The sequence below is a fragment of the Kribbella sp. NPDC051620 genome, assembly GCF_044453825.1.
Classification (GTDB): domain Bacteria; phylum Actinomycetota; class Actinomycetes; order Propionibacteriales; family Kribbellaceae; genus Kribbella.
In genome coordinates, this window is record NZ_JBITDB010000003.1 from 75,864 (window position 1) to 87,566 (window position 11,703).

The 11,703-nt window shown below is 68.8% G+C and carries 13 protein-coding genes; 5 read left to right on the top strand and 8 right to left on the bottom strand.

The annotated features are described in order from the left end of the window. Nucleotide 1: 1 nt before the first annotated feature. Nucleotides 2–481, bottom strand: coding sequence for an rRNA maturation RNase YbeY (gene ybeY / locus ACIA12_RS13415; protein WP_343984004.1), 480 nt, complete (start codon nt 479–481; stop codon nt 2–4). Then, on the bottom strand, nt 478–1,404 hold the full coding sequence (locus ACIA12_RS13420; protein WP_396367234.1) for a PhoH family protein: 927 nt from the start codon (nt 1,402–1,404) through the stop codon (nt 478–480). Before ACIA12_RS13420 ends, ybeY begins: the two co-directional genes overlap by 4 nt. A gap of 334 nt (nt 1,405–1,738) precedes the next feature. On the opposite strand from ACIA12_RS13420, the gene ACIA12_RS13425 reads away from it, so the two are divergent. Next, complete coding sequence (locus ACIA12_RS13425; protein ID WP_396367235.1) at nt 1,739–2,248, top strand: SigE family RNA polymerase sigma factor; 510 nt, start codon at nt 1,739–1,741, stop codon at nt 2,246–2,248. Further along, complete coding sequence (locus ACIA12_RS13430; protein WP_396367236.1) at nt 2,245–3,363, top strand: Gmad2 immunoglobulin-like domain-containing protein; 1,119 nt, start codon at nt 2,245–2,247, stop codon at nt 3,361–3,363. The genes ACIA12_RS13425 and ACIA12_RS13430 overlap by 4 nt, the downstream gene beginning before the upstream one ends. Here ACIA12_RS13430 and ACIA12_RS13435 read toward each other — a convergent pair. The 6 genes from ACIA12_RS13435 to ACIA12_RS13460 form a co-directional block, all read right to left on the bottom strand. Continuing rightward, complete coding sequence (locus ACIA12_RS13435) at nt 3,351–3,986, bottom strand: SAM-dependent methyltransferase (RefSeq protein WP_396367237.1); 636 nt, start codon at nt 3,984–3,986, stop codon at nt 3,351–3,353. The two genes, ACIA12_RS13430 and ACIA12_RS13435, sit on opposite strands and share 13 nt — an antisense overlap. Before the next feature lie 6 nt (nt 3,987–3,992). Further along, entirely contained in the window at nt 3,993–4,709 is a 717-nt protein-coding gene (locus ACIA12_RS13440) for a 16S rRNA (uracil(1498)-N(3))-methyltransferase (RefSeq protein ID WP_396367238.1), read from the bottom strand. 22 nt (nt 4,710–4,731) lie between these two features. Next, nucleotides 4,732–5,874 (bottom strand): molecular chaperone DnaJ, encoded by a 1,143-nt coding sequence (gene dnaJ / locus ACIA12_RS13445; protein ID WP_396367239.1) that lies wholly within the window; start codon nt 5,872–5,874, stop codon nt 4,732–4,734. 43 nt (nt 5,875–5,917) lie between these two features. Next, entirely contained in the window at nt 5,918–6,937 is a 1,020-nt protein-coding gene (hrcA, locus tag ACIA12_RS13450; RefSeq protein ID WP_396368287.1) for a heat-inducible transcriptional repressor HrcA, read from the bottom strand. A gap of 110 nt (nt 6,938–7,047) precedes the next feature. Next, nucleotides 7,048–8,151, bottom strand: coding sequence for a Gfo/Idh/MocA family protein (locus tag ACIA12_RS13455; protein ID WP_396367240.1), 1,104 nt, complete (start codon nt 8,149–8,151; stop codon nt 7,048–7,050). Further along, nucleotides 8,136–8,801 (bottom strand): ThuA domain-containing protein, encoded by a 666-nt coding sequence (locus tag ACIA12_RS13460; protein WP_396367241.1) that lies wholly within the window; start codon nt 8,799–8,801, stop codon nt 8,136–8,138. Before ACIA12_RS13460 ends, ACIA12_RS13455 begins: the two co-directional genes overlap by 16 nt. Nucleotides 8,802–8,905: 104 nt before the next feature. On the opposite strand from ACIA12_RS13460, the gene ACIA12_RS13465 reads away from it, so the two are divergent. From ACIA12_RS13465 to ACIA12_RS13475, 3 genes are all read left to right on the top strand, one after another. Further along, a complete protein-coding gene (locus ACIA12_RS13465) occupies nt 8,906–9,229 on the top strand; it encodes an EF-Tu/IF-2/RF-3 family GTPase (protein WP_396367242.1) in 324 nt (107 codons plus the stop codon). A gap of 23 nt (nt 9,230–9,252) precedes the next feature. Then, on the top strand, nt 9,253–10,041 hold the full coding sequence (locus ACIA12_RS13470; protein WP_396367243.1) for an MBL fold metallo-hydrolase: 789 nt from the start codon (nt 9,253–9,255) through the stop codon (nt 10,039–10,041). Nucleotides 10,042–10,149: 108 nt separating this feature from the next. Beyond that, nucleotides 10,150–11,700 (top strand): NCS1 family nucleobase:cation symporter-1, encoded by a 1,551-nt coding sequence (locus tag ACIA12_RS13475; RefSeq protein WP_396367244.1) that lies wholly within the window; start codon nt 10,150–10,152, stop codon nt 11,698–11,700. Nucleotides 11,701–11,703 lie beyond the last annotated feature (3 nt).

An 11,703-nucleotide genomic window follows, 5' to 3' on the forward strand; every position in this document is an offset into this window, starting at 1 on the left:
GTCACTCCTGCCCGAGCCTGTTTCCAGGCGCCCGCCAGGCCTCGAGCAGGCGGCCCTGGATGTCCCACATCTCCGCCTTCTCGGCGGGTTCGGCGTGGTCGTAGCCGAGCAGGTGCAGGATGCCGTGCACGGTCAGCAGCTCCAGCTCGGCCCAGGTGCCGTGGCCGGCCTTCGCGCCCTGGGCGGCCGCGACCGTCGGGCACAGCGCGATGTCGCCGAGATGCCCGAGCGGCAGGTCGGCGTCATCGGTGCTGTCCCCGCCGGGGCGCAGCTCGTCCATCGGCCACGACATCACGTCGGTCGGGCCCGGCAGATCCAGGAACTCGACGTGGTACCGCGCCATCGTGTCCTCGTCGACCAGTTTGATCGACAATTCGCATTCCGGGTGAAGCCGCAGCGACGACATCACGAAGCGGCTCAGCCGCATCAGTCCGTGTGCGTCGATCTCGACGCCGGACTCGTTGTTGACCTCTACGTTCATCGGTGGTTGTCAGCGCTGCCTTCGTAGTTCTCGTAAGCCGACACGATCCGGCCGACCAGCTTGTGCCGGACGACGTCGTGCGCCGTCAGCCGGCAGAACGCCAGGTCCTGAACGCCTTCCAGGATGTCCTGGACGACCCGCAGGCCGGAGTTCGTCCCGGTCGGCAGGTCGACCTGGGTGACGTCGCCGGTGACGACCATCTTGGAGCCGAAACCGAGCCGGGTGAGGAACATCTTCATCTGCTCCGGCGAGGTGTTCTGCGCCTCGTCCAGGATGATGTAGGCGTCGTTCAGGGTCCGGCCGCGCATGTACGCCAGCGGCGCGATCTCGATCGTGCCGGCCGTCATCAGCCGCGGGATCGAGTCCGGGTCGAGCATGTCGTGCAGCGCGTCGTACAGCGGCCGCAGGTACGGGTCGATCTTCTCCGACAACGTGCCGGGCAGGAATCCCAGCCGCTCGCCGGCCTCGACGGCCGGCCGGGTCAGGATGATCCGGTTGACCTCCTTGGCCTGCAGCGCCTGGACCGCCTTGGCGACCGCCAGGTAGGTCTTGCCGGTACCGGCCGGGCCGATCCCGAAGACGATCGTGTTCTTGTCGATCGCGTCGACGTAGCGCTTCTGGTTCAGCGTCTTCGGCCGGATCGTCCGGCCGCGGCTGGACAGGATGTTCTGGGTCAGCACGTCGGCCGGGCTCTCGACCGTCTCGGCCTTGATCATCGCGATGCTGCGCTCGACCGAGTCCGCGGTCAGCCCGTGACCGGTCCGGACCACCGCGATCAGCTCGTCGACCAGCCGCTCGGTCAGGGCCAGCTCGGCCGGCTCGCCGGTCATCGTGATCTCGTTGCCGCGGACCAGGATGTCCGCGTCGAACTCCTTCTCGATGATCCGGAGGAACTCGTCCCGGGCCCCGAGCAACGCCACCATGACGATGCTGTTCGGTACGACGATCTTGTGGGACGCCGTGTGACCGGTGCCGCGACCGGCACCCTGACCCGCACCTGCTGCGCTGCCGTCAGCGCGCGCCGCATCCGGTTGCGACGGCTCGATACTGCGTGGCCTGGACAGCCTGTTCCTCCAAATGCCCGATGGTGTGACCCACCCATGCTAGCGGCCCCACCCGACAGCCTCATCCGATAAAACCCTCCGGCCGCCTCAAAACCGCCCGGCCGGGGCGATATTCGCCGAAGGTTGTCAACCTGGGACCGGACCTTCGCGTCTCCGTTGCGTGGCACAACCGGCCGTGGTGTACGAAGAGTGCGTGGCACATGAGTCCTCGTGGGATGCAGACGAGGCGCTGACGGCTGTCTACACGGCGCATTACACGTCGTTGGTCCGGCTCGGCGCCTTGCTGCTGCGCGACACCGGTTCGGCGGAGGAGATCGTGCAGGACGCCTTCGTGGCGATGCACGGACGCTGGAACCGGCTCCGCGACCCGCACAAGGCCCTGGCATACCTGCGGACCGCCGTGGTCAACCGTTGCCGGTCCCGGCAGCGGCACCTGGTGGTGGTGGACAAGCATCTGCCGAAGTCCCTGCCGGACGAACCGAGCGCGGAGCAGGCCGCGCTGCGCAGCGCTGAGACCGACCGGGTGATCGAGGCGATGCGCACCCTGCCCGAGAAGCAACGCACCGTGATGGTGCTGCGGTACTACGGTGACCTGTCCGAGGCGGAGATCGCCGACACGATGGGGATCAGCCGGGGATCCGTGAAGAGTCACGCCGCGCGAGCGACCAGGTCGCTGCGCCAGGTTCTGGAGCAGAGCGCATGAGCAACCACGGGGAAGACCCTTTCGACGAGCTGATGCGGCGAAGTCTGGCCGAGGAGGCCGACCGGATCGAGCCGGCCGACGGCCTGCACGAGATCCAGGCCCGGGTCCGGAACCAGCGCACGCCGGTCAGCCGGCGTCCCTGGGTGATCACCACGGGCGCGGCGGTGCTCGGTACGGCGGCGGCGATCGGCGCGTTCACGGTACTGAACGACAACACCAAGACGGCCGACCAGCCCAGCATCGCCGGCGGCCCGGACACGACCACCAGCGCGTCCGCCGACCCGTCCCGCACCGCCCCCACGCTGCCTGTCACCCCCAGGCCCGCCCCCACCAAGGCATCCAGCCAGCCGCCCACCGTGGCTCCGACGGACAAGACCCGCGCGGTCCAGGAGACCGAGGTCAAGCAGAAGGCCGTACCGATCTACTGGCTCGGCAAGGTCGTCGGCAACAAGAACGGCCCCGACTACCGCCTGTACCGGACCTGGCAGTCGATCAACGGCCGGCCGGCCGAGGAGGCCGTCCGGCTGATGACGATGTCGAAGGTTTCTGGCGACCCCGACTACGTGTCGCCCTGGGACGGCGCCGCGGTCAACTCGGTCCGCTACACCGACGACCTCATCCTGGTCGACTTCAAGCAACTGCCTGAGGCCACCCTGGAGCCGGACGTCGCCGACATGGCCGCCCAGCAACTCGTCTACACCGTCCAGGGCGCGCTGCAGCGGACGGTCCCGGTCCAGATCACCGAGCAGGGCCGCATCCCCAGGGCCATCTTCGGCGTCATCGACGCGAACCAACCGCTGAACAAGGCCCAGAAGGCCGACGTCCAGGCAATGGTCTGGATCGAGACCCCGGAGAACAACCAGACGGTCAAGCAGTTCTTCAAGGTCACCGGCATCGCGTCGGCATTCGAGGCCCAGGTGGACTGGAAGGCCACCAACCTGAAGACCAAGGCGGTCGTGAAGAACTACACGATGGCCGCCGAGGGCCAGAAGTTCTCCCCGTACGCCTTCACCCCCAAGCTCGGCCCCGGCGAATGGCTGATCGAGGTCTACCTGCTCTCTCCGGAGGACGGCCGCATCACCGACCTGGACTCCAAGACCGTCTACGTGAAGTAGGACGTGAAGGTGAAGAGGCGTTCCGGCGCGACGGCCGGTGCGCCGGAGCCCACGTAGCGGTTGGCGCCCACGGACCAGACGACGTCGTCGGGGGCGTCGAAGGACAGCTCCTCGAAGCCGGAGTCGGTGAACCAGCCGCGGATGTCCTGGCGGATGTCGGGATCGTGGCGGCCGCGGGTCCAGATGACGGTGGCGCCGGGGGTGCAGAAGGCGGGGAGCGCGCGGACGGTGGCCTGGGTGTCGGCGGGAGTGATGTTGCCGAAGACGCCGCAGAAGAGGACCAGATCGGCCGGTACTGCGCCCGCGTAGGTCGCGCTTGCTCCGGCGTCGGCCTCTACGACCTCGATGCCGGTGAGCCCGTTAGCAGCAGCTGCTGCGCGGGCTGTCTCGGCCAGGCGGGGGTCTAGCTCTACCAAGCGTGCGGTGGCGCGGTCGCGGGCCGGGTGGGTGGCCAGTACTTCGATCAGGTCGCGACCCTGGCCGGCGCAGGCGCTGATCACCCGGATGGGGCCCTCGGGATGTGCGTCCAGGTGGGTCCGGATCGCGCGCTGGACCGAGCGGAGCCGGCCGCTCAGGTCAGATGATGGGTCGTCGTAGTCCTGGTGCCATTCCAGCCAGTCCATCGGGGGTCAACTCCAGCGGGAGTGGGCGAGCAGGGCGGAGGCGGCGGCCACGCCGGCGGTCGAAGTACGGAGGACTGTGGGGCCGAGGCGGACCGGGGTGGCGGCGAAGGCTTCCAGTTCGGCTGGGGTGATGCCGCCTTCGGGGCCGACGACGATGACGATGTCGCCGCTGTCCGGCAACTTCAGCGAGGCCATCGGGGTGGTGGCTTCTTCGTGCAGGACCACCGCCAGGGCGGCGTCGGCGAGGAGTTCGGAGACCTCGGAGGTGGAGGCGATGGGAGCCACCTCGCAGAACCAGGAGCGGCGGGACTGTTTGCTGGACTCGAAGGCCCAGGCCCTCCACTTGCTCTCGGTCTTGGCCACGCGTTCGGGGTTGGCGCGGAACTGGCTGCGGTCCGCGTTCCACGGGACGATCAGGTCGACGCCCACCTCGGTGAGCATCTCGACAGCCAGCTCGGCCCGCTCCCCCTTCGGCAGAGCCTGTACTACGACCAGCCGCGGGCTCGCCAAGTCGACCTCACCACGGTGGTCGACTGCCACGGTCAGGCCGCTCTTGGAGGCAGCCACGACCGCACCCTCGGCGAACGAGCCCCGGCCGTCGGTCAGCCGGATTCGCTCGCCCGGGGCGATCCGGCGTACGACGGCCGCATGACGACCTTCGGCCCCGTCAAGTACCAGCTCGGGGCCGTCGAGATCAGGCAGGTAGAAGACCGCGAGTCCCATCGCCCGGCAGCCTAAGTCGTTTTCAATGCGCACCGAAGGCGTCGCGCAGGCGCCCGAAGACACCCTTGTGCGCCGCCTGGACATGACCCTGCGGGCGCTCCTCGCCACGCGCCTCGGCGATCTGCCGCAGCAGGTCCTTCTGCGCGTCGTCGAGCTTGGTCGGCGTCTCGACGATCACCTGCACGATCAGGTCGCCACGCCCCGCGTGCCGCAACCGCGGTACACCGCGAGCGGTCAGCGTCATCGCCGTCCCCGACTGCGTTCCCGCGCGGATCTCCAGCGGGGTCGTCTCGCCCTCGAGCGTCGGCAGGTCGATCGTCGTACCGAGCGCGGCCGCCGTCATCGGCAGCGTCACCGTGCAGTGCAGGTCGTCCCCGCTGCGGGTGAAGATCTCGTGCGGCTCGACCTCGATCTCGACGTACAGGTCGCCGGCCGGGCCGCCGCCCGGGCCGACCTCGCCCTGGCCGGTCAGTTGGACCCGGGTGCCGCTGTCGACGCCACCGGGGATCTTGACGGTGACGGTACGCCGGGAGCGCACCCGCCCGTCGCCGGCGCACTCGACGCACGGGTTCGGGATGGTGGTGCCGAAGCCGCGGCAGTTCGGGCACGGACGCATCGTCCGGACCTCGCCGAGGAACGAGCGCTGGGTGTGGGTGACCTCGCCCCGGCCGTGGCAGATCTCGCAGGTGACCGGCTCCGAGCCGGCGGCCGCGCCGGATCCGGAGCAGGTCGGGCAGAGTACCGCGGTGTCGACCTTCAGCTCACGAGTCGTCCCGAAGGCCGCCTCGGCGAGGTCGATCCGCAGCGGGATCAGGGCGTCCTGGCCGCGCCGGGTGCGTGGCCGCGGCCCACGGGTCGCCCCGCCGGTCTGGCCGAAGAAGGCGTCCATGATGTCGGTGAAGGTGAACGCCTGGCCGAAGCCGGCGCCCGCACCCGCGCCGGGCCCGCTCGCGAACGGGTCACCGCCGAGATCGTGGACCTGCTTCTTCTGCGGGTCGCTCAGCACCTGGAACGCGCGGCCGATCTCCTGGAACTTGTGGTGCGCGTCCTCGGAGTCGTTCACGTCCGGGTGGTACTGGCGGGCCAGTTTGCGGTAGGCCTTCTTGATCTCGTCCTGGCTCGCGTCGCGGCTGACGCCGAGGACGGCGTAGTAATCGGTGCTCATACTCCAGACCACTTGGTAGGCAGTGTTCGGTGCGTTCGGTGGTTCACGAGTCGGCCAGGATCTGGCTGACGTAGCGCGCGACGGCGCGGACCGCGCCCATCGTGCTCGGATAGTCCATGTGGGTCGGGCCGACGATGCCGAGAGTGGCCAGCGCCTCCGACTTGGAGCCGTAGCCGGTGGCGACGACCGAGGTGGTGGCAAGTCCTTCGTACGGGTTCTCGTGGCCGATCCGGACCGTCAGCGTCTGCGGGTTGGTCGCCTCGCCGAGCAGCTTGAGCAGGATCACGTGCTCCTCGAGCGCCTCCAGCACCGGCTTCACGTTGCGCTCGAAGTCGTCGCCGTAGCGGGTCAGGTTGGCCGCGCCGCCGACCGCGATCCGCTGCTCGCCCTCGACCGTGAAGGCCTCCAGCAGACTCGTGACGATGGCGGCCACCAGCGACCGGTCGGCCGGTGGGAAGGTCTCGGTGACGCTGGCCAGCGAGGTCGCCGCGTCGGTCAGCCGCTGGCCGGTCAGCGCGGAGTTCAGCCGGGAGCGCAGGTCGGCGATCAGTTGCTCGTCGACGTCGTCCTGGGTCTCCACGATCCGCTGCTCGACCCGGCCGGTGCTGGTGATCAGCACCAGCAGCAGCCGCCGCGGCGTCATCGTGACCACCTCGACGTGCCGCACGCTCGACCGGCTCAGCGTCGGGTACTGCACGATCGCGACCTGACGGGTGATCTGGGCGAGCAGCCGGACGGTACGCCGGACCACGTCGTCCAGGTCGACCGCGCCGACCAGGAAGGACGAGATCGCCTTCTTCTCGGCCGGCGACAGCGTCTTGACGGTGCTCAGCTTGTCGACGAACAGCCGGTACCCGGCGTCGGTCGGGATCCGGCCGGCGCTGGTGTGCGGCTGGGTGATGTACCCCTCCTCCTCCAGCGCGGCCATGTCGTTGCGGACCGTGGCCGGGGAGACGCCGAGGTTGTGCCGGTCGACCAGGGTCTTCGAGCCGACCGGCTCGTGGGTGGCCACGTAGTCCTCGACGATGGCTCGGAGAACGTCCAGTTTGCGTTCGTCCAGCACGCGCACCACCCCTCTCACGTCGGCCCCTCGGGTTGGCACTCCCGAGTTTCGAGTGCCAGTCTACCGAGCCCGCACGACACCTACCCACAAGTAGCGGCGTGGGACGGATCTCAGCTGCTTTCCGGCGACGCTCCCAAAGGTACGGCGGCAGGCCGCTGGACCGTACTCGCCACGTCCACCGACTGGTCCTGAGCGGCAGATTCGAGCAGCGACTCCATGACGTCGAGCACGTGGTAGGCCAGCGCGCCATCCGCCCGGTGCGGCTCGTTGTTGCGCAGTGCGCGAGCCATGTCGGCCACTCCGACGCCGCGGCCGGCACCGGCGTACCCACCGGCTACCGGGAGTTGCGTCCAGTCACGGTTGGTGGCAGTCGCGATCTCCACCGTGCCGTCGAAGTTGTTCGGGTCCGGGACGGACAGGCTGCCCTCCGTGCCGTAGATCTCGATCCGCGGCAGCCGTGCGGCCCACACGTCGAAGCTCATCAGCACAGTGGTGAGCGCACCCGACTCGTGCTCCAGTACGCCGGTCACATGCGTCGGTACTCCGACAGGGAACGTCTCCCCGGCCCGCGGCCCGCTGTGCACCTTCCGCTGCTCCTGGGAGCGCCCGGCCCGACCAGTGACCCGCTTCACCGGTCCAAGCAGAGTGACGAGGCTGGTGATGTAGTACGGACCCATGTCGAGCAGCGGGCCGCCACCTGGTTGGTAGTAGAACTCCGGCGCCGGGTGCCACAGCTCATGCCCAGGCGTGACGAACGACGCCGTCGCTGCGGTCGGTACGCCGATGTCGCCACGGTCGAGCGCCACGCGGGCAGTCTGCGTGCCGGTGCCGAGCACTGTGTCTGGGGCGCAGCCGATGCGAAGCTTGTTGGCAGCCGCGAGCTTGAGCAACGGCTCTGCCTCGGCACGGTCGACGGCCAGCGGCTTCTCGCCGTACACGTGCTTGCCCGCCTGCAGCGCAGCCTGGTGGACCGGTGCGTGGGCGGCCGGGATGGTCAGGTTGAGGACGATGTCGACCTCGGGGTCGGCGAACAAGTCGTCGGACGTCAGGGCCCGGACGCCCGGGTTTTGATCGGCGATCGCCTGCGCCCGGGAGATGTCCAGGTCGGCCACGGCGACCACCTTGACGCCGGGGAGCTTGGCGAGGTGCTCGAGGTAGGTACCGCTGATGACACCGGTGCCGACGATGCCGACGTTGGTCACTTGCTCGCCCACAGCAGGCCCCTCTCGATGATGGTGCGGACCTCTGGCGTGTCGAGGTCGGCGACGGTGTGGCCGGGCGTGGCGACGAAGACCTTGCCCTCGCCCCAGGTGCGGGTCCAGACGGCCGGCATCGTCGCGCCGTCGATCCACGGGAAGTCCGGGTGCGCCCGGAAGGTGGTGGTGGCCAGCACGTTGTTGGTCGGGTCGGCGTGCACGTAGTACTGCTCGGTGCGCAGGTCGAAGTGCGTCAGCCCCTCGACGATCGGGTGGTCGGAGACGATCTCGATCCGGTGGTCGACCGCGCCGCCGGGGTGCGAGACGAACTGGCCGCCGGTCATGAAGCTGTAGTCGGTGTTGCTGCGGAACGAGTCGATGATGCCGCCGTGCCAGCCGGCCAGGCCGGTGCCGGCGCGGACCGCCGTCTCCAGGCCCGAGACCTGCTCGGCGGTGATCTCGCTCATGGTGATGCACTGCAGCACCAGGTCGACACCGGCCAGGTCGAGGTAGCTCTCGGTGGTGTCCGAGACCGTCACCTCGAAGTCGTTCTCCTTCAGGAAGGGGATGAACAGCTCGGTCGCCTCGACCGGGACATGCCCTTCCCAGCCACCCCGGACCACCAGTGCCCGTCGTGTCGTCACGCCGCCGCCCTTCGATTGCTTCATCGGTGTAGAGATCGGATGAATCGGTTCAGCTCTGCGACCTTAGGCTGCTGGCCGGGGGCCTTCAACCCCCATTCCGGCGGCTGGATATGGCCTAAGGTCGCGGCATGGGATGGAAGTTCTGGAAGCGGGAGCTGCCGGACGCGCCGCGGCCGCGGGACAGCGAAAGTTTCGTGCTGCCGGTGGAGGACGTCTTCTCGATCACCGGCCGCGGCACGGTGGTGACCGGCCGGATCACCACCGGCACGATCTCCGAAGGCGACCAAGTGCTGATCATGCGCGCCGGGCAGCAGGTCGCGACGACGCGCGTCACCGGCGTCGAGGCGTTCCGCAAGAAGCTCAAGACGGCCGGCGCGGGCGAGAACGTCGGCCTGCTGCTCGAAGGCATCGACAGGAGTCAGGTACTGGCAGGCGACGTCATCTCCCGCTGACCGCTGCGGTTAGGGTCGTCGGCATGAGCGCGTGGGTTGAGTTGGGCGACCGGACCTGGGTCCGGCGGTACGAGAAGTACGACGTGAACATCGGGCTGGTCGTCGGCAGCGAGGGCGCGCTGGTGATCGACACCCGCGGCACTCCCGCCGAGGGCGAGGAGTTGCTCGCCCACATCCGCGAGGTCACCGACGCGCCGATCCGCTGGGTGGTCAACACGCACGCGCACTTCGACCACGTCTTCGGCAATCCCGCCTTCAAGGACGCGACCAGCTACGCGCAGGAGAACACCGCCGCAGCGGTCGCCGAGACCGTTGCCATCGACAACACCTTCGCCGTGGCAAAGGTGATCGAGCTCGGCGACCGGCGGGTCGAGGTGCTGCACCTGGGCAATGGCCACACCGACGGCGACGTGGTGGTCGTCGTACCGGATGTCGACGTGTTCTTCGCCGGCGACCTGATCGAGGAGTCCGCGCCCCCGTCGTACGGGGAGGACTCGTACCCGCTGGAGTGGGCCGACACGGTCGACCGGCTGATCGGGCTGCTGTCCGCGACCGCCAAGGTGGTACCGGGGCACGGTGCGGTCGTCGACGCAGAGTTCGTCCGCGACCAGAACGGCGACATCGGCACGGTCGCGAACACGATCTCCGGCCTGCATCACAACGGCACCTCGCTCGAGGACGCGCTCGCCCACACCGACGACTGGCCGTGGCCGCAAGCCCACCTCGAGCAGGCAGTACGCCGCGGCTACGCCGCGCTGGGCGCTCCCCGCCGCCCGACCCTGCCGTTGCTCGGACTAGCAAAGGACGAGTGAGCCCGGCCACCGTCGGCGACGACGGTGACGCTGTGCTGTTATGCGTTGACAGGACGTCCGTCATCCCGCACGTTGGTGCGAAACACGACTGCGGACGAGGTGGCGACGATGGCGCATGCGGCCCCGGCTTTTCCTGAACAGATCACCCACCCGGACGGGCGGGTGGAACTGGCCGACCCGGCCGTTGTCGCCGACAGCCGGTACGGGAATGCCGAGCTGGCTCCCACCCGATTGCCGGAGCGCCACTGGACGACGTACAACTACGCGGCGCTGTGGATGGGGATGGCGCACAACATCCCCAGCTATCTGCTCGCGGCGGGGCTGGTCGCGCTCGGGATGAACTGGCTGCAGGCGTTCCTGACGATCACGCTGGGAAACCTGATCGTGCTGGTGCCGTTGCTGCTGAACAGCCACGCGGGTACGAAGTACGGTATCCCGTTCCCGGTCTTCGCGCGAGCCTTCTACGGGGTCCGCGGGGCGAACTTCCCGGCGCTGCTGCGGGCGTTCGTCGCGTGCGGCTGGTTCGGCATCCAGACCTGGATCGGCGGCCAGGCGATCTACGTGATCGTCGGCGAGCTGGCCGGCTCGGGCTGGTCCGATGCCGGCGCGATCGGTGGTCACCCGTGGACCATGTGGCTCAGCTTTTTCTTCTTCTGGGTGCTGCAGATGGTGCTGATCTGGCGTGGCATCGAGGCGCTGCGGCGGTTCGAGAACTGGGCCGCGCCGCTGGTCACGCTGGCCTTCCTGGCGCTGATGATCACGGTGCTGGTCAAGGCCGGCGGCTTCGGGCCGATCCTGTCGCAGCCGTCGAAGCTCGGCTGGGACGCCGACTTCTGGAAGATCTTCGCGCCGTCGCTGATGGGGATGATCGCGTTCTGGGCGACGCTGTCGCTGAACATGCCCGACTTCACCCGGTTCGGCAAAGGCCAGCGCCAGCAGGTGATCGGGCAGATCATCGGGCTGCCGACGACGATGTCGTTCATCGCGCTGGTCTCGATCATCACCACCTCCGGCACGGTGATCGTCTACGGCTCGGCGATCTGGGACCCGGTCGAGCTGACCCGCCGCTTCGAGAACCCGGTGGTGGTCACGATCGGCCTGATCATGGCGATCCTGGCGACGATGTCGTGCAACGTGGCGGCGAACGTGGTCAGCCCGTCGTACGACTTCGCCAACGCCCTGCCGCGCTGGCTGAACTTCCGCACCGCCGGCCTGCTGACCGGCGTGATCGGCATCGTGATCCAGCCCTGGCGGCTGATCTCGGACCCGTCGATCTACATCTTCGTCTGGCTGTCGTTCTACGGCGGCCTGCTCGCGTCGGTGGCGGGCGTGCTGATCGCGGGCTACTGGTTCGTCGACCGCACCAACCTCTTCCTCGCCGACCTGTACCTCCCCAACGGCCGCTACTGGTACGCCGCCGGCTGGAACTGGCGAGCTGTCGTCGCCACCCTCGTCGGCTCCCTCCTCGCCGTCGGCGGCGCCTACTCCAACCCCGGTGCCGGCCCGTTCCCTGCCGACGGCCTGATCCCGTTCCTCCAACCCCTCTACGACTACTCCTGGGTCGTCGGTCTGGTGGCGGGATTCCTCGTCTACCTCCTGCTCACAATCGTCTCCCCGATCCGGAGCGCCGCCCCGACCCACGCCGTCGAAAGCTACTGAGGT

Coding starts and splice junctions, on each gene's coding strand:
- ybeY (WP_343984004.1), bottom strand. CDS start 481: ATGAACGTAGAGGTCAACAACGAGTCCGGCGTCGAGATCGACGCACAC.
- ACIA12_RS13420 (WP_396367234.1), bottom strand. CDS start 1,404: ATGGTGGCGTTGCTCGGGGCCCGGGACGAGTTCCTCCGGATCATCGAG.
- ACIA12_RS13430 (WP_396367236.1), top strand. CDS start 2,245: ATGAGCAACCACGGGGAAGACCCTTTCGACGAGCTGATGCGGCGAAGT.
- ACIA12_RS13435 (WP_396367237.1), bottom strand. CDS start 3,986: ATGGACTGGCTGGAATGGCACCAGGACTACGACGACCCATCATCTGAC.
- ACIA12_RS13440 (WP_396367238.1), bottom strand. CDS start 4,709: ATGGGACTCGCGGTCTTCTACCTGCCTGATCTCGACGGCCCCGAGCTG.
- dnaJ (WP_396367239.1), bottom strand. CDS start 5,874: ATGAGCACCGATTACTACGCCGTCCTCGGCGTCAGCCGCGACGCGAGC.
- ACIA12_RS13460 (WP_396367241.1), bottom strand. CDS start 8,801: ATGAAGCAATCGAAGGGCGGCGGCGTGACGACACGACGGGCACTGGTG.
- ACIA12_RS13465 (WP_396367242.1), top strand. CDS start 8,906: ATGGGATGGAAGTTCTGGAAGCGGGAGCTGCCGGACGCGCCGCGGCCG.
- ACIA12_RS13470 (WP_396367243.1), top strand. CDS start 9,253: ATGAGCGCGTGGGTTGAGTTGGGCGACCGGACCTGGGTCCGGCGGTAC.
- ACIA12_RS13475 (WP_396367244.1), top strand. CDS start 10,150: ATGGCGCATGCGGCCCCGGCTTTTCCTGAACAGATCACCCACCCGGAC.